Annotated in this window: 15 protein-coding genes; 8 read left to right on the top strand and 7 right to left on the bottom strand. The window is 71.9% G+C overall.

The features are described from left to right. Positions 1-453, top strand: coding sequence for a MaoC family dehydratase (locus EXE59_RS11515; protein WP_135839030.1), 453 nt, complete (start codon positions 1-3; stop codon positions 451-453). Between the two features lie 12 nt (positions 454-465). Here EXE59_RS11515 and EXE59_RS11510 read toward each other — a convergent pair whose 3' ends face one another. The 3 genes from EXE59_RS11510 to EXE59_RS11500 form a co-directional block, all read right to left on the bottom strand. Continuing rightward, the gene (locus EXE59_RS11510; protein ID WP_135839029.1) at positions 466-2088 is read right to left on the bottom strand and encodes a VWA domain-containing protein; all 1623 of its coding nucleotides are present in this window, start codon (positions 2086-2088) and stop codon (positions 466-468) included. 107 nt (positions 2089-2195) lie between these two features. Further along, complete coding sequence (locus EXE59_RS11505; RefSeq protein WP_135839028.1) at positions 2196-3494, bottom strand: thymidine phosphorylase; 1299 nt, start codon at positions 3492-3494, stop codon at positions 2196-2198. Continuing rightward, on the bottom strand, positions 3494-3928 hold the full coding sequence (locus EXE59_RS11500; RefSeq protein WP_135839027.1) for a cytidine deaminase: 435 nt from the start codon (positions 3926-3928) through the stop codon (positions 3494-3496). Before EXE59_RS11500 ends, EXE59_RS11505 begins: the two co-directional genes overlap by 1 nt. A 165-nt stretch (positions 3929-4093) precedes the next feature. Here EXE59_RS11500 and EXE59_RS11495 point away from each other — a divergent pair, with 165 nt between their 5' ends. The 7 genes from EXE59_RS11495 (at position 4094) to EXE59_RS11460 (ending at position 13228) form a co-directional block, all read left to right on the top strand. Then, positions 4094-5206 (top strand): BMP family lipoprotein, encoded by a 1113-nt coding sequence (locus EXE59_RS11495; RefSeq protein WP_246056724.1) that lies wholly within the window; start codon positions 4094-4096, stop codon positions 5204-5206. Between the two features lie 223 nt (positions 5207-5429). Further along, on the top strand, positions 5430-6953 hold the full coding sequence (locus EXE59_RS11490; RefSeq protein ID WP_135839025.1) for an ABC transporter ATP-binding protein: 1524 nt from the start codon (positions 5430-5432) through the stop codon (positions 6951-6953). Next, complete coding sequence (locus EXE59_RS11485) at positions 6950-8218, top strand: ABC transporter permease (protein WP_246056722.1); 1269 nt, start codon at positions 6950-6952, stop codon at positions 8216-8218. Before EXE59_RS11490 ends, EXE59_RS11485 begins: the two co-directional genes overlap by 4 nt. After that, positions 8215-9516 carry an ABC transporter permease gene (locus tag EXE59_RS11480; RefSeq protein WP_246056720.1) on the top strand — a complete coding sequence of 434 codons (1302 nt, stop codon included), beginning with the start codon at positions 8215-8217 and terminating at the stop codon, positions 9514-9516. Before EXE59_RS11485 ends, EXE59_RS11480 begins: the two co-directional genes overlap by 4 nt. A gap of 80 nt (positions 9517-9596) precedes the next feature. Next, entirely contained in the window at positions 9597-10511 is a 915-nt protein-coding gene (locus EXE59_RS11475) for an alpha/beta hydrolase (RefSeq protein ID WP_135839024.1), read from the top strand. A gap of 37 nt (positions 10512-10548) precedes the next feature. Then, a complete protein-coding gene (locus EXE59_RS11470) occupies positions 10549-11685 on the top strand; it encodes a CDP-glycerol glycerophosphotransferase family protein (protein WP_135839023.1) in 1137 nt (378 codons plus the stop codon). Between the two features lie 406 nt (positions 11686-12091). Beyond that, positions 12092-13228 carry a sensor histidine kinase gene (locus EXE59_RS11460; RefSeq protein WP_168218489.1) on the top strand — a complete coding sequence of 379 codons (1137 nt, stop codon included), beginning with the start codon at positions 12092-12094 and terminating at the stop codon, positions 13226-13228. Here the strand turns inward: EXE59_RS11460 and EXE59_RS11455 are convergent. Genes EXE59_RS11455 through EXE59_RS11440 form a run of 4 tightly spaced genes read right to left on the bottom strand, consistent with a single transcriptional unit; the run spans position 13218 to position 19350 of the window. Further along, entirely contained in the window at positions 13218-14405 is a 1188-nt protein-coding gene (locus tag EXE59_RS11455; protein WP_135839020.1) for an amidohydrolase, read from the bottom strand. The genes EXE59_RS11460 and EXE59_RS11455 overlap by 11 nt on opposite strands. A gap of 12 nt (positions 14406-14417) precedes the next feature. Then, positions 14418-15407, bottom strand: a complete 990-nt coding sequence (gene meaB / locus EXE59_RS11450) for a methylmalonyl Co-A mutase-associated GTPase MeaB (RefSeq protein ID WP_135839019.1) — start codon at positions 15405-15407, stop codon at positions 14418-14420. Further along, the gene (scpA, locus tag EXE59_RS11445; protein WP_135839018.1) at positions 15407-17581 is read right to left on the bottom strand and encodes a methylmalonyl-CoA mutase; all 2175 of its coding nucleotides are present in this window, start codon (positions 17579-17581) and stop codon (positions 15407-15409) included. Before scpA ends, meaB begins: the two co-directional genes overlap by 1 nt. Then, positions 17578-19350: a methylmalonyl-CoA mutase family protein gene (locus tag EXE59_RS11440; RefSeq protein WP_135839017.1), complete on the bottom strand. Its 1773-nt coding sequence runs from the start codon at positions 19348-19350 to the stop codon at positions 17578-17580. Before EXE59_RS11440 ends, scpA begins: the two co-directional genes overlap by 4 nt. Positions 19351-19445 lie beyond the last annotated feature (95 nt).

The following is a 19445-nucleotide window of genomic DNA, read 5'->3' as shown; positions in this document are numbered from 1 at the left end:
ATGCGCACCTTCACCACGCTCGACCAGGTCGCCTCGGCGGCCGGGTCCGACATCGGCACCAGCGACTGGCTGACCGTCGACCAGGCCCGGATCGACGTCTTCGCCGACGCCACGCTCGACCACCAGTGGATCCACGTCGACGCCGACGCGGCTGCCGCGGGACCGTTCGGCACGACGATCGCCCACGGGTTCCTCACGCTGAGCCTGCTCCCCCACTTCGCCTCGGAGGTCTTCCGCCTCGAGACGCCGGGCGCGCGGCTCAACTACGGGCTGGAGAAGGTCCGCTTCCCCGCTCCCGTCCCGGTGGACAGCCGGCTGCGCTCGCACGTGCGCTTCGGCGAGGTGCGCGACCTGCCGGCCGGCAAGCAGCTCGTCGTGGAGCACACCGTCGAGATCGACGGCCACGACAAGCCGGCCTGCGTGGCCGCACACGTGGTGCTGCTGCTCGCTTGAGGCACCGCCACCTCAGCGTGAGAGCACGGCCTGCGCGAACACGCCGAGGATGTCCTCCGGCTGCGCCGCCAGGTAGGCGTCGCCCCCGGTGACCTGCGCCATCCGCTGCAGGGCCCCGAGGTCGGCGTCCTCGCTGATCGCGATGCCCACGATCCGCACCGGTCGGTCGGGGTCGCGCAGCTCCCGGAGACGAGCGAGCAGCTGGTCCAGCCCGATGGACCCGGCGTCCTCGTTGCGCCCGTCGGTCATGAGCACCACCGCGTTCGCGTAGTTGCGGCGATAGCTGCGCACCGCCTCCCGGTAGGCGGCGAGCGCCGTGTCGTACAGGCCCGTGCCGCCACCGGTGAGGCCCGACATCTCGCTGGCGCGCTCCCGCAGCGCGTAGCGCTGGGTGCGGCCGAAGCGCAGGTCGTCGAGCCGGCGGATCGGCTCCAGGACCCGCCAGTCCTGCCCGGGACCTCCCTTGTCGATGGAGAAGATCCACAGCCCGACCCGCGCGTGGTCCGGCAGGAACGAGAGCCCGATCTTGGCCGCGTCGGCGAGGAGGTCCATCCTCGTCCCGGCCCCCGAGTCGAAGTCCATCGACCCGGATGCGTCGACGACGGCCAGGATCGCCGACGGGATTGCGAGCGTCCGCCACGACTGCACCGCGGTGACGACCGTCCTGCCGGTGGGTGTGGGCAGGTAGGTCGAGACGTCGGAGCGGGTGCCGGTGGGTGACGGGCCGCGCGCGGGGCGAAGCCCGTGCTCGACCAACGTCGTGGCGCCGTCCTCGCCCATCAGGTGGTCCAGCAGGCCCAGTGCCACCAGGCGTGCCCCGGGGTCCGCGTCCTCCCCCACGGCGAGGGGGAAGTCCAGGACGGGCGCACCGACGTCCGGCGTGAGGTCACGCAGGCGCTGCCCGTCCTCCGCGTGCGCCAGCTCCTGCTCGGTGGTCACGACCAGCCTGGGCGAGCGCGCCCTGAACATGGTCGGCCACACCCGTAGGTCGGCGCCCCGCGCGCGCCGGGCGCCGTACGTCTGCGCGAACGGCACCACCATCTGCTGCGCCTCCGCAGCCGTCCGGCCGCTCGTCCGGGCCTCGGCCAGCGGGGCCACCAGTGCCAGGGCCCCCACAGTCGACACCTCCGGGTCCGGGACCGAGACGAGCCCCGTGGCCTCCGCGTCACCCCACGTGGGGAACCGGCGGGCACGGGGGCCCCCGACCAGCAGGACCGGGGTCCGAGCGAGGCTCGGCGCCAGCACCTGCACGCGGGCCGCCCTCCCGAGGCGGGCGCGGCCCAGCCAGATCCGGGACTCCGGTATCCAGATGTCGGGGAGGGCGCCACCCGTGGACACGCCGAGGGCCACCTCTGCGCCGGATCGCACGGCAGGTTCGACGGACGTGCACGCAGGCGCGACCTCGTCGAGGACGTCGACCACCACCTCGTACATCTCCGACGTCACCGTGAGGTCGACGGTGCGATAGCGGGTGCACCCGTCGACCGAGGGCTCCGCCTCGTCCGGAGATGCCCACAGCAGGTAGGCCGCTCCCCCGCCGAGGAGCAGCCCCGTGATCAGCAGGAGCGCGACCCCGACCGCCAGCACGACCCGCGGCGAGAACTCCCTCTCGTACGCGTCGTCCGGCGTGCTCATGGTGACCCCGAACCGTCCATGACAACCTCCCACAGGTCTTCGGGGAGGCTAGGACGATCGGGGGAGCCTGCGGCCTGATCGGGCCGCGTACCCCCAGAGTTGGGGACTCAGGCGATGCGGTCGATGATCAGGTCCTGCGCGACGTGGGCCGAGGCATCTCCGCGCGCCTCGTCGGACACGGTCCAGCCGCCCTCGAGCGAGGCCAGCGCCCGCTCGAAGCGCTCCGGCTCGTCGGTGAGCAGCGTGAAGAGCGGAGCGCCCTCGGTGACCTCGTCGCCGGGTCGTGCGTGCCAGACCACGCCGGCCCCGGCCTGCACCGGGTCCTCCTTGCGGGCCCGGCCCGCGCCGAGGCGCCACGCGGCCATGCCGACCGCCATCGCGTCGAGGCGGGTGAGGGTGCCGGTGGCCGGTGCGGTGACGACGTGCGACTCCTTCGCCTGCGGCAGCGCCGCGTCGGGGTCGCCGCCCTGCGCGCGGATCATCGCCTTCCAAACGTCCATCGCCGAGCCGTCGGCGAGCCGGTCGGCCGGGTCGACGTCGTCGCGCCCGGCGCCGGCGAGCATCTCGCGGGCCAGGGCCAGGGTCAGCTCCACCACGTCGGCGGGGCCGCCGCCCGCGAGCACGTCGACCGACTCCTGCACCTCGACGGCGTTGCCGGCCGTCAGGCCGAGCGGGGTGGCCATGTCGGTGAGCAGCGCGACCGTGTGCACGCCGGCGTCCGTGCCGAGCGCCACCATCGTCTCGGCGAGCTCGCGCGCGGTCGTCAGGTCCTTCATGAAGGCGCCGCTGCCGACCTTGACGTCGAGCACGAGGGCGCCGGTGCCCTCGGCGATCTTCTTGCTCATGATCGAGCTCGCGATCAGCGGGATCGCCTCGACCGTGCCCGTGACGTCGCGCAGGGCGTACAGCTTCTTGTCGGCCGGGGCAAGGCCGTCGCCGGCCGCGCAGATGACCGCGCCGACGTCCTCGAGGATCGCGAACATCTCCTCGTTGCTCAGCGCCGCGCGCCACCCGGGGATCGACTCGAGCTTGTCGAGCGTGCCACCGGTGTGGCCGAGGCCCCTGCCGGACAGCTGCGGGACGGCGACGCCGCAGGCCGCGACGAGCGGGGCGAGCGGCAGGGTGATCTTGTCGCCGACGCCGCCCGTGGAGTGCTTGTCGGCCGTGGGGCGCGAGAGTGTCGAGAAGTCCATCCGCTCCCCCGACGCGATCATCGCGGCGGTCCAGCGGCTGATCTCGGTGCGGTTCATGCCGTTGAGCAGGATCGCCATGGCCAGGGCCGACATCTGCTCGTCGGCGACCTCGCCGCGGGTGTAGGCGTCGATCACCCAGTCGATCTGGCTGTCGCTGAGCTCGTGCTTGTCGCGCTTGGCGAGGATCACCTCGACCGCGTCGTGTGCGGGCACTACGGGGTTCCTTCTCTCGTTGCGAGGTCGTTCAGGTCGTCGGGCCCGAACGCGTCGGGCAGCACCTCGGACATGGGCTTGACCCCCGAGACGGTCCAGACCAGCAGGTCGCGGCCGCCGTGCTCGAAGAGCAGCTGGCGGCACCGGCCGCACGGCATGATGATCTCGCCCGCACCATTGACGCACACGAAGTGGGTCAGCCGCCCACCGCCGGTGGCGTACAGCTGGGACACCACGCCGCACTCGGCGCACAGCACCACTCCGTACGCCGCGTTCTCCACGTTGCAGCCGACCACGGTCCGGCCGTCGTCCACGCGTGCCGCGGCGCCGACGGCGTAGCGCGAGTACGGCGCGTAGGCCCGCGCCATCACCTCGACCGCGGCTGCCCTGAGCTCGTCCCACTCCTGCTGGTTCACGCCGCCACTATGGCGCATACGAGGAAGCGACAGTCTTTGGCAGGTTCCGCCGAAAGTTCTCCGGCGACTTTTATGTCTCAAACGCATTTCGGAAGTTCCGAACCGCGTGACGGGGTGCGCCACGGCAGGCATCATGCTGCCGGAAAGAGACCCCACCCCGGGGGCACGAACTTGGAGGCATTTGTGAAGAAGTCGAGGAAGGTCGTCTCGAGCGGCCTCGTGGCCCTGCTGGCGGCCGCGACCCTGGCGGCGTGCGGCGACGCACCCGAGGAGGAGACCACCGGGAGTGAGGGCAGCAGCGAGGCTGCGAGCGACTTCCACCCCTGCATCGTGTCCGACGCGGGCGGTTTCGACGACAAGTCGTTCAACCAGCTCGGCTTCGAGGGCGCCGAGCAGGCCGCCGAGGAGCTCGGCGCCGAGCTCACCCCGGTCGAGTCGCAGAGCGAGAACGACTACGGCCCCAACCTGGAGAGCCTGGTCGGCGAGGGCTGCGACGTCATCGTGACCGTCGGCTTCGCGCTGGCCGCGGCCACCAAGGAGTCGGCCGCCGCCAACCCCGACATCGAGTACGTCCTGATCGACGACTCCGCCGACGGTGGCGCCGACGGCACCGAGTTCGACGGCAAGGCCGACGAGCCGAACATCAAGCCGCTTCTCTACAACACCGCCGAGGCGGCGTTCCTCGCCGGCTACGCGGCCGCCGACTACACCAAGACCGGCAAGGTCGGCACCTACGGCGGCATGCCCTTCCCGACCGTCACCATCTTCATGGACGGCTTCAAGCAGGGCGCCGAGTACTACGCCGAGGAGAACGGCAAGGACGTCGAGGTCGTCGGCTGGAACGGCAAGAACGGCTCGTTCACCGGTGGCTTCGAGGCCAACGAGGCCGCGACCAGCACCGCCAAGCAGATCCTCGACCAGGACGTCGACGTGATCCTGCCGGTCGGTGGCCCGATCTACCAGGGCGCCATCACCGCGATCGAGGACTCCGGCAAGGACATCGCCATGATCGGCGTCGACGCCGACCTGTACGAGACCGACCCCAACACGCAGGACTACGTCATGACCTCGATCCTCAAGGGCATGAAGGTCTCCACCTACGAGGCCATCATGGCCGCCGGCAACGACGAGTTCGACTTCGAGCCCTACGTCGGCACCCTCGAGAACGACGGAGTCGGCATCGCGCCGTTCCACAACTTCGAGGACAAGGTCAGCCCCGAGCTCGCCGCACAGCTCGAGGAGATCAAGGCCGGCATCATCGACGGCTCGATCGAGGTCGAGTCCTACCTGGGCTGATCACCTAGCACGCTCCACCGCTCCGCCAAGGGGGGAGGCCGACGGAACCGTCGGCCTCCCTCTCTTTTGGCCCTCCGGGCGGGTGCTCCTCTGCGCCCACCGGCCCAGTTGCCAGACCTCCGGCCCGACCTTTGGCACATCTCGGGGCAGTGGCGCCGGGCCCGCCACGGTTACCCTTCTCCGCGCGCTCCTCGCGCACATTCGACCCCTAGGATGCGATGCCATGAGACTCGTCCTGCGAGGCATCACCAAACGCTTCGGCAGCGTGGTGGCCAACGACTCGATATCCCTCACCGTCGAGCCCGGCGAGATCCACTGCCTCCTCGGCGAGAACGGTGCCGGCAAGTCCACGCTGATGAACGTGCTCTACGGCCTCTACAAGGCCGACGAGGGCGAGATCGAGCTCAACGGCGAGGTCCAGCACTTCACCGGCCCCGGCGACGCGATGGCCGCCGGCATCGGCATGGTCCACCAGCACTTCATGCTGATCCCCGTCTTCACCGTCGCCGAGAACGTCATGCTCGGCAACGAGAGCACGGGCTTCGCCGGCACGCTCGACGTCGACGCCGCCCGCGAGCGCGTCACCGAGATCTCCGAGCGCTTCGGCTTCCACGTCAACCCGGACGCCCTCGTCGAGGACCTTCCCGTCGGCGTCCAGCAGCGCGTCGAGATCATCAAGGCCCTCTCCCGCGACGCCGAGCTCCTCGTCTTCGACGAGCCGACGGCGGTGCTCACCCCGCAGGAGACCGACGAGCTGATGGAGATCATGCGCCAGCTCAAGGAGGCCGGGAAGGCCATCGTCTTCATCACCCACAAGCTCCGCGAGGTCCGCGCGGTCGCCGACCGGATCACCGTCATCCGGCTCGGCAAGGTCGTCGGGGAGGCCGAGCCCACCGCCAGCAACGCCGAGCTCGCCTCGATGATGGTCGGCCGACCGGTCGAGCTCGTCGTCCACAAGGACGAGCCCACGCTCGGCGCAGACGCGCTCGTGGTCAAGGACCTGCGTGTCACCGACCTGGCCGGCCACGCCCAGGTCGACGGCCTCAGCTTCACCATCCGCGCCGGCGAGGTCCTCTGCGTGGCCGGCGTGCAGGGCAACGGCCAGACCGAGCTCACTGAGGCCCTGCTCGGCCTCCAGGACGACGTGAGCGGCTCCATCACGCTCGACGGCCTCGAGCTGGTGGGCCGCACGACGCGCCAGATCCTCGACGCCGGCGTCGGCTTCATCCCCGAGGACCGCCAGGTCGACGGCCTGGTGCCCAGCTTCACCATCGCCGAGAACCTCATGCTCAACCGCAGCTTCAAGTCGCCGTTCGTCAAGAACGGCAACCTGCGCCTCGGTGCGCTGCGCGAGTTCGCGCAGCAGAAGCTCAAGGAGTACGACGTGCGCGCCCGCGACATCGACTCGCTGGCGTCCAACCTCTCCGGCGGCAACCAGCAGAAGGTCGTCGTGGCCCGCGAGCTGTCGCGCGACCTGCGCCTGCTCGTCGCGGCCCAGCCCACCCGCGGCGTCGACGTCGGCTCGATCGAGTTCATCCACAAGCAGGTCGTCGCCACCCGCGACAGCGGCATCCCGGTCCTGGTGGTCTCCACCGAGCTCGACGAGGTGGTCGCCCTCGCCGACCGCATCATGGTGCTCTACCGCGGCCGGGTGGTCGGCATCGTCCCGGCGGACACCCCCCGCGAGACCCTCGGACTCATGATGACCGGCGAACGCCCCAAGGACCTGAAGGACGTGGCCTCGTGAGTGACACCGACAAGCCCCAGCCGGAGCAGAACCCCGACTCGCCCGTGGTGACCGACGAGCCTGTCATCGACGAGCCCGAGGTCGACCCCCACGACGCTCGCGCCGAGCGCTCGCGCTCCCTGCTGCGCGAGATCGCCTCCGGCGACGCGCTCGCCGGCGTCCTCGCGGTGTTCCTCGCGATCTTCGTCGGCTCGGTGATGATCGCTGCGATCGACGAGGGCGTGCACGAGACCGCCGGCTACCTCACCGCGCGGCCCTCCGACTTCTTCGCCGCCGTGTGGGAGGCCATCTCCGGCGCCTACAGCGCCATGTTCCGCGGCGCGATCTTCAACTACAACCTGACTGAGCCCGCCCAGCAGTGGCGCCCCCTCACCGAGACGCTGAAGTTCGCCGGCCCGCTGATCCTCGGTGGTCTCGGCGTCGGACTCGCGTTCCGCGCGTCCCTGTTCAACATCGGTGGCCGCGGCCAGATGCTCGTCGCGGGCGGCGCGGCCGGCTGGGTCGGCTTCCAGCTCGACCTGCCCTTCATCGTGCACCTCCCCCTCGCCATCCTGGTGGGCATGGCCGCCGGCGCCCTGTGGGGCGGCCTCGCCGGCCTCCTCAAGGCCCGCACCGGCGCGCACGAGGTGATCGTCACGATCATGCTCAACTACGTCGGCTACTACCTGCTCTTCTGGGCCCTCACCAAGGAGTGGCTGCTCAAGACGCCCGGCTCGGTGAACCCGAAGTCGCCGCCGATGGACGAGAGCGCCGTCCTGCCCAAGGTGCTGGGCGACCAGTTCAACCTGCACCTCGGCTTCGTCCTCGCGCTCGTCGCGGTCGGTGTCGCGTGGTGGCTGCTCAACCGCTCGACACTGGGCTACCGCATCCGCGCGGTCGGCGAGAACCCGCACGCGGCTCGGGCATCCGGCATCAACGTCGGGCGCACCTACACCGTCGTGATGATGATCGCCGGCTCGCTGCTCGGCCTCGCCGGCGTCAACCAGGTGCTCGGCACCGTGTCCAGCGGTGTCTCGCTCGACCTCGACGCCTCCATCGGCTTCGACGCCATCACCGTCGCGCTGCTCGGCCGCTCCCGCCCGCTCGGGATCCTCGCCGCCGGACTCCTCTTCGGCGCATTCAAGGCCGGCGGGTTCACCATGCAGGCCTCCGAGAACATCTCGGTCGACCTGGTGCTGGTGGTCCAGTCGCTGATCGTCCTCTTCCTCGCCGCTCCTCCCCTGGTGCGCGCGATCTTCCGGCTCCCCGCCCAGGAGGCCAAGTGAGCACCGTGACCCAGCCGACCCCCGACACCGGCGGTCTGGCGCCCGACACCGTCGTGACGCCCACCCGCGGCACGGGTGCGCGCAAGCTGCCGATCGCGCTCGGCGTGCTGACGGTGCTGCTCGTCGGCATCCTGCTCCGCTCGAGCCACTCCGGCGACACGACGTTCCAGCTCGCGGCGGAGAGCGACTTCGTCACGCTGCCCGACATCGTCGTGCCCTCGGGCCCGACCGCCTGGGTGATGGTGGTCCTGTGCCTCGCCCTCACCGCGGAGGCCGTACGCCGCATGCTCGCGCACCTGCGCCAGCCGGGCTGGATCCCGATCGTGTTCGCGATCGCCTGGATGACCGGCTTCCTCAGCTGGGCCGCGGCCGACGGTCGCATCCGCCTCGTCAGCCTCCTCGGCGGCGCGGTGGCGCTCGCCATCCCGCTCGTCTTCGGCGCGCTGGGCGGCGTGCTCGGCGAGCGCGCAGGCGTGGTCAACATCGCCATCGAGGGCCAGCTGCTGCTCGGCGCCTTCGCCGCCGCCGTCACCGCGTCGATGACCGGGTCCCCCTGGGCCGGCCTCGTCGCCGCGGCCGTGGCCGGTGCGCTCGTCGCGCTCGTCCTGGGACTGTTCGCGATCACCTACTTCGTCGACCAGGTCATCGTCGGCGTCGTGCTCAACGTGCTCGTGGTGGGCCTGACGAACTTCATGTTCCGCCAGGTGCTCACCCCCCACGCCGACTCGCTCAACTCCCCCGAGCGGCTGCGCGCGGTCCCGATCCCGATCCTGGGCGACATCCCGCTGGTCGGCCCGATCCTGTTCCGCCAGACCCCGCTCGTCTACGTGTTGTACGCCGTGGTCGCGCTCGTCGCGTTCGCCCTCTACCGCACCCGCTGGGGCCTCCGGGTCCGCGCGGTCGGCGAGCACCCCAAGGCGGCTGACACGGTGGGCATCAAGGTCAACCGCACCCGTTACCGCACCATCCTGCTCGCGGGTGCGATCGCCGGTCTCGGCGGCGCGTACTTCAGCCTCGTCTCGGTGGCTGGATTCAACCGCGAGATGACCGGCGGCGCGGGCTTCATCGCGCTGGCCGCGGTCATCTTCGGCAAGTGGGACCCGATCCGCGCCACCCTCGCCGCGCTGTTGTTCGGCTTCGCGACCAACCTGCAGGGCGTGCTGTCCGCCATCGGCTCCCCCGTGCCGAGCCAGTTCATGCTGATGCTCCCCTACCTCGTCACCATCTTCGCAGTGGCCGGCCTGGTGGGCCGCTCCCGGCCGCCGGCGGCGGACGGCGTGGCGTACAGGCAGCAGTAGGGGCACGACTCCACCCCTGTCCCAGGAGGGCCCGGCGCAGCGAGTGCGCCGGGCCCCTCCGCTGTTCTACCGTCGTACGCATGGAGCTGTCCGAGGTGGTCCTGCGCGACGGGCGTCGCGTCGACATCGCGCTGGGCGGGGACGACCACGGACGTCCCGTCCTCCTCCAGCACGGGCTCCCCGGCTCGCGCCTGACCGCGGCCCACGCCGACGACGCGGCCCGCGAGACCGGTGTGCGCCTGGTGTCGCTGAGCCGCCCGGGCTTCGGGCGCTCCTCACCGGCCGCCCCGAGCCTCGCGGGCCGCGGCCATGACGCCATCGAGGTCGTCACCGCGCTGGGCATCGACCGGTTCGCGGTCCTCGGGACGTCCGGCGGCGCGCCCGCGGCAGCGGCGACCGCCGTGGTCGGCGGCGACCGCGTCACCGCCCTGGGCATCGCCGTGGGGGTCGGACCGTGGAACGAGCTCGAGCCGCCGGACCACCCCGGGCTGGCGGCGGAGCGGGAGATCGTCGCGTCCTGTGCTCGGGGCAACACCGACGAGGCCCTCGATGCCTACCGACGGCTCGCCGCGACGTGGTTCGACGACATGCTGGGCCGCGAGTCCGACGAGGAGCTCATGGCCGTCTTCGACGCCCTCGTCGCGGCGGACGAGCATGCCGCCGAGGACGGCCTGCAGGGCGCGGAGGACATGTCCTGGGAGACACCGCAGCTGCGGGCGCGCTTCGCGCAGGACCTGCGGGAGGCGCTGGTCACCTACGACGGCATCGCGATCGACAACCTGTCGGTCGGCCTCCCGTGGGACGTCGACGTCTCCACCGTCACGCAGCCGACGCACCTGTGGTTCGGCGACCGCGACGCACTCGTCGCAGACGTCCACCGTGCGTGGTGGCAGCGGCAGATCCCCCATGCCCGGCTGACCATGCGCGTGGGCCAGGGGCACGGCGGCGCCTATCTCGCACACTGGCGCGAGATGTTCGAGGCCCTCACCTGTTGACCGTCTCCGACGTCCGGCACGCGAGTACAATTCGTGCGTGAACGACGTGTCCGTGATCGCCTACTTCGCCGGCGACCCCACCAGGACCTATCAGCTCGCGCAGTGGCTGGAGGTCCTCGAGATCCTCGACCGCGTCCACCCGGTCTGCCTGGTCCTGCGCGACCCCGACTCCGCCGAGCTGATCGCGTCGCGTACGGACCTCACCGTCCTCACCGCACCGTCGTTCCCCGAGCTCACCGAGCTCTACGCCCAGCTCGACGCCAAGGTCGTGCTCTACTGCAACAACTCGGTCCTGAACGTCGAGTCGCTCCTCGACACCCGGATGCTGCACGTCCACGTCAACCACGGTGAGAGCGACAAGCAGTCGATGGCGAGCAACAACGCCAAGGCCTACGACCGGGTCTTCGTCGCCGGCGACGCAGCCGTCGAGCGCTACGTGACCGGGCTGCTCGACTTCGACGCCTCCCGGCTCGTCCGGGTCGGCCGCCCCCAGCTCGACCTCCCCCGTACACCCCTGCTCGAGCCGAGCCCGCGGCGCACGGTCCTGTACGCCCCGACGTGGGAGGGCGACGCGGACTACAACGACTACACGTCGGTGGAGGTGCTCGGCGAGCAGGTCATCCGGGCGATCCTCGACGTGCCCGACGTCCGCCTGGTCTACAAGCCGCACCCGAAGGTCACCACGAGCCTGACCCCCGCGATCGCCGAGGGCCACCTGCGCATCATGGCGCTGATCGACGAGGCCGCCCGGCTCGACCCCGACGCCGGGCACGTCCAGGTCCTGAGCGGCGACATCCTCGCGGTGATGCCCGGGTGCGACGTGATGGTCACCGACGTGTCATCGGTCGGACTGGACTGGCTCTACCTCCACACCGACAAGCCGATCTTCCTCACCGACCCGCACGGCGACGTCGAGGCCCTGCACCACCAGGCCCCGATCAGCCGCTGCGCCGACGTCGTCGACGCGACGAGCGTCGAGGCGCTGGCGTCGCTCCTGGGCGACCGGCTCGCGCACGACGAGCACCACCTCGCCCGCGTCGCGATGCGGCACCACTACTTCGACGACCTGCACGTCGGTGACAGCACCGGACGCTTCCTCGCCGAGGTGACGCAGCTGGTGGTGCTGCGGGACCAGCTCGTCGCGCGCGGGACGGACGCGGCGATCATCGCCTGAGCGGGACCGTCCGGTCCGGCCCTTGCGGGCCGGGGGTGCGCGCCCACGTCCTCGGGCTCGGCTCGAAGCGCCGTCGGCGACCTCGTCGGCCGCTCAGCGCCGGCGCTTGCGCGCGCCTCGCTTCTTGGAGCCTCGCGCCGCCTCGCGCTTGGCCTGGAGTGCGACGACGGGACAGGCGGCGCACCGCGGGGTCGATCGGCAACACTGGACTCGCTTCTTGTGCGCCATCAGCCCGACTCCCGGAACTCGACCTGCGCCGCCGTCATGACCATCGGGCAAGTGTAAACACATGAAGACCTGTTCACGTAATGCTGCCGTCGCCCCGGCCCCGGCATCGTTGCACGTCGGCCCACGTGCGCAAGGTACGGTGCCGTGCACAGCACCCGGAGATCTCGGAGGCCCCCAGATGGCACCCGGCGAGCCTGATCGCTCCCCGTCGACGCCCGCGACCCTCGGCGAAGGCGCTCTCGCGCAGAGCACCGAGCGGTACGCATCGATGTTCACCCACCACCCGCACGCGGCCTACAGCGTCGACCCCCGCGGGTTCTTCACCGACGCCAACGACCGGGCGCTGGAGATGACGGGCCTGACCCTCGAGGAGATGAGGAAGGCCCACTTCGCCGAGGTCATCCACCCCGACGACCTGCACGTCATCCAGGCCGGCTTCGAGGGCGCCATGGGCGGCGAGCCCCAGGTGATGCACGCCCGCGTGGTGAGCACGGGCGGCGAGACCACCGACATCCGCTGCACCGCGATCCCGGTGATCGTCGGCGGCGAGGTCGTCGGCGTGCACGGGGTCTCGGAGGACGTCACCGAGGCCAACCGGGTGCTGCGCGAGCTCGAGGCGGCCAACGCCGCCAAGACGCTCTTCCTCGCCACCGTCAGCCACGAGGTGCGCACTCCCCTCGCCGCGATCGTCGGCGCGTCCGAGCTGCTGATGGACTCCGACCTCGCGCCCGAGCCGGAGCACTTCGCGAGGATCGTGCACCGCTCCGGCGAACGACTCATGCACGTCGTGGAGGACGTCCTCGAGTTCTCCGGGCTGGAGGCGCACCAGACCGTGCTGCGCGAGGGCGCGGTCGACGTGCGCGCGATCGTCGAGGACGTCAGGTCGTGGGCGTCCTGCCGGGCCGACGGCCGGGGCCTGGCGATCACCTTCACCGTCGACGACGCCGTCCCCGAGACGGTCACGGGTGACGCCCGGCGCATCAACCAGGTGATCACCAACCTCGTCCAGAACGCTCTCACCTTCACCGAGAGCGGGACCGTCGACGTACGCGTCGGCAGTCGCCCGTGCGGCGCCACGACGTGGGTGGACGTCGAGGTCCGTGACACCGGCATCGGCATCGACGCGTGCCACGTGAGCGACCTCTACCAGCCGTTCGTGCAGGCCGACCCGCTCGCGTCGGGTGACCGGAAGGGCGTCGGCCTCGGCCTGGCGATCTGTCGCAAGCTCGTCGACCTGATGGGCGGCCGGCTGACGGTCGAGTCCACGCTCGGCGAGGGCAGCACCTTCACCTTCGGGTTCCCGGTCAGGCGCTGAGCGCGGTCACCGCAGCCTCGGCGAGCACCCGGGCCGCGATGGTGGTGGCACCCTCGTCGATGCGCAGGTTGCCCTGGTGGAGGTCGTACGTCGGGCCGCCGGGCGTGCGTGTGCCGAGGCGCGCCATCGCGCCGGGCACCGAGTCGAGGTACCACCCGAAGTCCTCCCCGCCGAGGCTCTGCGCGGTGGACACGTGGCCGTGGGGGCCCAGGACGTTCTCGACCCCGATGCCGAGCAGCCGCGTGGACTCCTCGTGGTTGACGACCGGCGGCACGCCGCGCTGGTAGGTCACCTCGGCGGTCACGCTGTAGGGCGCCACGATCGAGGTGATCAGCTGGCGGATCAGGTGCTCGGCGTCGGCCCAAGCGACCGCGTCGAGCATCCGGACGGTGCCGGCGACCACCCCGCCGTGCGGGATCACGTTGTGGGCCGAGCCGGCGCGCACCATGCCCCAGACCACGCTGACCCCGGCGCGGGGGTCGAGGCGGCGGCTGAGGATCGCGGGGAGCTCGGTGATCACCTTGCCGAGGGCGAAGGTGAGGTCCTCGGTGAGGTGCGGGCGCGAGGTGTGCCCGCCCTTGCCGATGAGGCGCACGGTCAGCGCGTCCGCGGCACCGGTCAGCGGGCCCTCGCGCAGGCCGACGCGACCGACGTCGAGGCTCGGGTCGCAGTGCAGCCCGAAGACGTGGGAGACACCTTCGAGCGCCCCCGTCGAGATCAGGTGCAGCGCACCGCCCGGCATGACCTCCTCCGCCGGCTGGAAGAGCAGTCGTACGCGACCCGGCAGCAGGCCGCGCGCGGCGACCTCGGCGAGCGCGAGGCCGGCGCCGACGAGGCCGGCGGTGTGCACGTCGTGGCCGCAGGCGTGGGCGACCCCGGGGTTGGTGCTCTTCCACGGGTCCGAGATGAGGTCGTCGACCGGCAGCGCGTCGAGGTCGGCGCGCAGCGCGACGAGCGGGCCCTCGTGGCCGATCTCGGCGAGCACTCCCCCGCCCTCTGGCCGGGTCACCGCCCAGCCCACTGCCTCGAGGGCGGTGACGACCGCCTCGGAGGTGCGCTCCTCGGCCCAGCTCAGCTCGGGGTGGGCGTGGAGGTCGCGGCGCAGGGCGACGAGGTCCTCGGCGTACTTGTCGACGGTCTCGGCGATGGCGGTGGTGGCGGGGAGGGGTTCTGGCATGACCGACCCAGTCTAGGTGGCATCGCCGTCGTAGGCGGCGAGAAGCCGGTCCGCGGCCAGGGGCGCGGGCAGCTCGCCCGACAGCACCGCGCGGCGTACGTCGTCGCGCACCGCCGCGACGCCGGGCGAGGACTTCAGCCGCTGGTCGAGCTCGTCGCGCACCAGCGCCCAGGTGAACTCGAGCTGCTGCCCGGCCCGCTTGTGGGCAAGGCCGTCGATGCCGAGGTGCTCGCGGTGCGCGCCGACCCGGTGCCAGACGTCGTCGACGCCCGCCCCGGTGAGGGCCGAGCAGGTGACGACGGGGGGCGCCCACTCGGAGTGGCCCCGCACGAGGCGGAGCGCGCCGGACAGCTCGCGCGCCGCCACCCGGGCTCCGGCCTCGAAGTCGCCGTCGGCCTTGTTGACCGCGACGACGTCGGCGATCTCGAGGATGCCCTTCTTGATGCCCTGGAGCTGGTCGCCGGTGCGGGCGAGGGTGAGGAAGAGGAAGGTGTCGACCATCCCGGCGACCGTCACCTCGGACTGCCCGACGCCCACCGTCTCCACGAGCACGACGTCGTGCCCGGCCGCCTCGAGCACCAGCATCGCCTGCACGGTCGCGCGGGCCACGCCGCCCAGCGTGCCGGCCGAGGGCGAGGGCCGGATGAAGGCGTGCGGGTCGACCGACAGCGTGGCCATCCGGGTCTTGTCGCCGAGCACGGAGCCACCCGTACGCACCGAGGACGGGTCGACCGCCAGGACCCCGACGCGGTGGCCGGCCGTGGTCAGCCGGGTGCCGAGCGCCTCGATGAAGGTCGACTTCCCCACGCCGGGGACGCCCGAGATGCCGACTCGCGTGGCCATGGGACGGTCCGTCGACGCGAGCTCGGTCAGCAGCTCGCGTGCCGCCGCCCGGTGCTCGGGCCGCGACGACTCCACCAGCGTGATGGCGCGCGAGACCGCCGCACGCTGCCCCGTACGGACTCCCTCGACCAGCGCGGCGACGTCGACCGGGCGGGCCATCAGGAGGCGTGCTCGTCCCGCAGCCGCGCCAAGAGGTCGAGCGCCGACTCCGCGATCACGGTGCCGGGCAGGAACACCGCCGCGGCGCCCATCTCGTGCAGCGTGGCCACGTCGTCGGGCGGGATGACCCCTCCGATGACGACCATGATGTCGGGACGGCCCTGGTCGGCGAGCGCCTGCTTGAGCGCGGGCAGCAGCGTCAGGTGGCCCGCCGCCAGCGAGGACACCCCGACGATGTGCACGTCGGCGTCGACGGCCTGCTGGGCGACCTCCTCCGGCGTGGAGAACAGCGGCCCGACGTCGACGTCGAAGCCGAGGTCGGCGAAGGCCGTCACGACGACCTTCTGCCCGCGGTCGTGGCCGTCCTGGCCCATCTTGGCCACCAGGATGCGCGGGCGCCGGCCCTCCTCGGCCTCGAACTCCTCGGTCGCCTTCAGCACCTCGGCGACCTTGCTGCCCTCGGCGGTGCCTGCCTCGTCGCGGTACACGCCGCTGATCGTACGGATCACCGCCTGGTGGCGGCCGTAGACCTTCTCCAGCGCGTCGGAGATCTCGCCGACGGTGGCCTTCGCGCGGGCCGCGTCGACGGCCAGCGCGAGGAGGTTGCCGTCGAGGGAGCCGCCGCCGGCCGGACCGCGCTCGGCCGACGCGGTCAGCGCGTCCAGCGCCCGCCGTACGGACTCGTCGTCGCGCTCGGCGCGCAACCGCTCGAGCTTGGCGACCTGCTGGCGGTAGACGTCGTCGTTGTCGACGCGCAGCACGTCGAGCCTGTCCTCGGCCGCGAGGCGGAACGTGTTGACGCCGATGACCTTCTGCGCGCCTGAGTCGATGCGCGCCTGGGTGCGCGCGGCCGCCTCCTCGATGCGCATCTTGGGGATGCCCTGCTCGATCGCGGCGGCCATGCCGCCGGCCCGCTCGGCCTCCTGGATGTGCGCCCAGGCGCGCTCGGCGAGGTCGTGGGTGAGCTTCTCGACGTAGTAGGAGCCGCCCCACGGGTCGATGATCTCGGTGGTGCCGGACTCCTGCTGGAGCAGCAGCTGGGTGTTGCGGGCGATGCGCGCGGAGAAGTCGGTGGGCAGCGCGATCGCCTCGTCGAGGGCATTGGTGTGCAGCGACTGCGTGTGGCCCTGCGTCGCGGCCATCGCCTCGATGCAGGTGCGCCCGACGTTGTTGAAGACGTCCTGCGCGGTGAGCGACCAGCCCGACGTCTGGCTGTGCGTGCGCAGCGAGCGGGACTTGGGGTTCTGCGGCTCGAAGTCGTCGACCAGCCGCGCCCACAGCGCCCGGGCCGCCCGCATCTTGGCGACCTCCATGAAGAAGTTCATCCCGATGGCCCAGAAGAAGCTCAGCCGCGGGGCGAACTGGTCGATCGTCATGCCGGTCCCCAGGCCGGCGCGGATGTACTCGACGCCGTCGGCCAGCGTGTACGCCAGCTCGAGGTCGGCGGTCGCCCCGGCCTCCTGGATGTGGTAGCCGGAGATCGAGATCGAGTTGAACCGCGGCATCCTCTGCGAGGTGAAGGCGAAGATGTCGCTGATGATCCGCATGCTCGGTGCCGGCGGGTAGATGTAGGTGTTGCGGACCATGAACTCCTTGAGGATGTCGTTCTGGATGGTCCCCGCGAGCTGTTCCGGCTTCACCCCCTGCTCCTCGGCGGCCGCGATGTAGAGCGCCAGCACGGGCAGCACCGCGCCGTTCATCGTCATCGACACCGACATCTCGTCGAGCGGGATGCCGTCGAACAGGGTGCGGGTGTCGTAGATCGAGTCGATCGCCACGCCCGCCATGCCGACGTCACCGCGCACCCGCGGGTGGTCGGAGTCGTAGCCGCGGTGCGTCGCGAGGTCGAAGGCGACGCTCAAGCCCTTCTGGCCGGCCGCGAGGTTGCGGCGGTAGAACGCGTTGGACTCCTCCGCGGTGGAGAAGCCGGCGTACTGGCGGATCGTCCACGGCTGGGTGGTGTACATCGTCGGGTAGGGCCCGCGCAGGAAGGGCGCGATGCCCGGCCAGGTGTCGAGGCCGTCGAGGCCCTCGAGGTGCTCGGGGCCGTAGACCGGGAGGACGTCGATGCCCTCCGGGCTCGCCCACGGCTGTTCATTCGCTGGTCGAGTAGCCCGCGAGGAACGAGCGGGCGTATCGAGACCCACCTCGGCGAAGTTCTTCGGGATGCTCATCGGCTGAGCTCCTCTCGGATCCGGGCCAGGAAGCCCAAGGCGTCGACCCCCATGGCACACGAGTCGTCGACGTCGGTGACGGTCCGTCCCCCCGGCTTGCCCGCCAGCACGACGTACGTCGCCCCGGCCACCCGCAGCGCCGCGACGAGGTCGGCGCCCCACTCGGCGTACGCCGCGTCGGTGCCGGCGAGGCAGACCACGGGCTGGCCCGCGTACGCCGCCGTCACGGCCTCGACGGAGTCGGTCGCGCCGGCCGCCTCGACGGCGACGCCGCCGGCCGCGAGCAGGTTGCTCGCGAAGGTCGCCCGCGCGGTGTGTGCGGCGACGGGACCCATCGTGGCGAGGAAGACCGGTCGCTCCGCGGGCTGGGCGCGCAGGTCCTCGTACGGCGCCGCGTAGCGCACCCCGGCACGGTCCCAGGGCGCGCGCTCGGGCAGCACCTCGTCGAGGTTGGGGAACTCCGAGATGCCGGTCAGCGGGCGGGAGCGGTCGGCGATGCCGGCGTCGCGCGCCGCACGCACGGCGGCGACCCGCTCCTCCACGCCGGCCACCGCCTGCTCGCCGAAGCCTCCGTCGGACTCGATGCGGCCGAGCTCGGCCCACGCGGCGACGGCGAGGTCGTCGGTGAGCTTCTCCACGGCGTACGAGCCGCCGGCCGGGTCGGTGACCGCGGCGACGTGCGACTCCTCGATCAGCAGCGACGAGGTGTTGCGAGCGATGCGGCGCCCGAGCGCGTCGGGCACGCCGAGCCGCTCGTCGAAGGGCACCACGGTGATCGCGTCGGCGCCACCGACGCCGGCGGCGAAGGCCGCGACGGTGCCGCGGAGCATGTTGACCCACGGGTCGTGCCTGGTCATCATCGCGCGGCTGGTGACGACGTGCTGGCGCTGCGGGACGTCAGGGACGCCGCTCGCCTCCAGCACGCGCGCCCAGAGCCGTCGGGCGGCGCGCAGCTTGGCGATCGTCGGGAACTGCTCGTCGGTCGCGGCGTAGCGGAACTCGACGAGGGCGGCCGCCTCGGCGACGGACAGCCCGGCGTCGGTGAGCAGGCGCAGGTGGTGCACGCCCACGGCCATCGTCCAGCCGAGCTCCTGGGCGTCGCTCGCACCACGGTCGTGGAGCGCGGTGCCGTCGACCACGGCGCCGAGCACGCCGAGGGCCTGCGCGCGGCGTACGGTCCCGACGAACGAGGCGACGTCGTCGCCGGTCGGGTCGGCGGACAGGTTGTGGCCGGGGTGGGGGTCGTTCGCGGTGTCCTCGAGGAGCCGGGCCAGCGCCTCGGACTGCTCGGCGCCCGGGCGCTCCAGCGTCACGGGCGCCAGGTCGAGGAGCACGCCGTCCAGCGCCGCGGCGAGGTCCGTGCCGGGCTCCAGGTCGAGGTGCAGCGAGGTGGCGCCGTTGTCGAGGTCGACCAGCGCCGCCTCGTTGACGGCCGCGGCGTCGTCGCCGACCAGCGAGGCCCGTACGTCCCAGGCGCCGGCGCGCTGCGGTCGCCCGCCCGTGGTGAGCCCGTCGAGGTCGGACCGCTGGCCGATCGGCGCGACGTCGATCCCGTCCAGCGTGGTGCGCGTCAGGGCCGCCCACACGTCGGAGTCGGGCGTGTCCTCGCCCAGGCGCCGCGCCTTGCGCAGCACCGTGGCGGTCGCCGCCTCCCAGGCGGCGGCGTCGTAGGAGTCGTCGTCACCGACGAGCCGGAGCGAGCCCGCCGCGGGCTGCAGCTCCGCGGGCTCGTCGAGGCCGCCTTCGAGAACACCGTCCGGGTCGGTCATGTAGCGCAGGATAGGACGGTCGTCACCTGACGGACACTGCGCGGGCTATGGGATAGGTCACCGTGGAGACGGTCCCCGGGTTCCCGGCGACCCGG

It is taken from the genome of Nocardioides eburneiflavus (genome assembly GCF_004785795.1).
GTDB classification, from domain to species: Bacteria; Actinomycetota; Actinomycetes; order Propionibacteriales; family Nocardioidaceae; genus Nocardioides; species Nocardioides eburneiflavus.
This window is presented reverse-complemented; position numbering and strand designations above follow the sequence as displayed.

What these genes read in the sequence shown, in the direction of transcription:
- EXE59_RS11515 (WP_135839030.1), top strand. Translation starts at nt 1, where the DNA reads ATGCGCACCTTCACCACGCTCGACCAGGTCGCCTCGGCGGCCGGGTCC.
- EXE59_RS11510 (WP_135839029.1), bottom strand. Translation starts at nt 2,088, where the DNA reads ATGAGCACGCCGGACGACGCGTACGAGAGGGAGTTCTCGCCGCGGGTC.
- EXE59_RS11500 (WP_135839027.1), bottom strand. Translation starts at nt 3,928, where the DNA reads ATGCGCCATAGTGGCGGCGTGAACCAGCAGGAGTGGGACGAGCTCAGG.
- EXE59_RS11490 (WP_135839025.1), top strand. Translation starts at nt 5,430, where the DNA reads ATGAGACTCGTCCTGCGAGGCATCACCAAACGCTTCGGCAGCGTGGTG.
- EXE59_RS11475 (WP_135839024.1), top strand. Translation starts at nt 9,597, where the DNA reads ATGGAGCTGTCCGAGGTGGTCCTGCGCGACGGGCGTCGCGTCGACATC.
- EXE59_RS11460 (WP_168218489.1), top strand. Translation starts at nt 12,092, where the DNA reads ATGGCACCCGGCGAGCCTGATCGCTCCCCGTCGACGCCCGCGACCCTC.
- EXE59_RS11455 (WP_135839020.1), bottom strand. Translation starts at nt 14,405, where the DNA reads ATGCCAGAACCCCTCCCCGCCACCACCGCCATCGCCGAGACCGTCGAC.
- meaB (WP_135839019.1), bottom strand. Translation starts at nt 15,407, where the DNA reads ATGGCCCGCCCGGTCGACGTCGCCGCGCTGGTCGAGGGAGTCCGTACG.
- scpA (WP_135839018.1), bottom strand. Translation starts at nt 17,581, where the DNA reads ATGAGCATCCCGAAGAACTTCGCCGAGGTGGGTCTCGATACGCCCGCT.
- EXE59_RS11440 (WP_135839017.1), bottom strand. Translation starts at nt 19,350, where the DNA reads ATGACCGACCCGGACGGTGTTCTCGAAGGCGGCCTCGACGAGCCCGCG.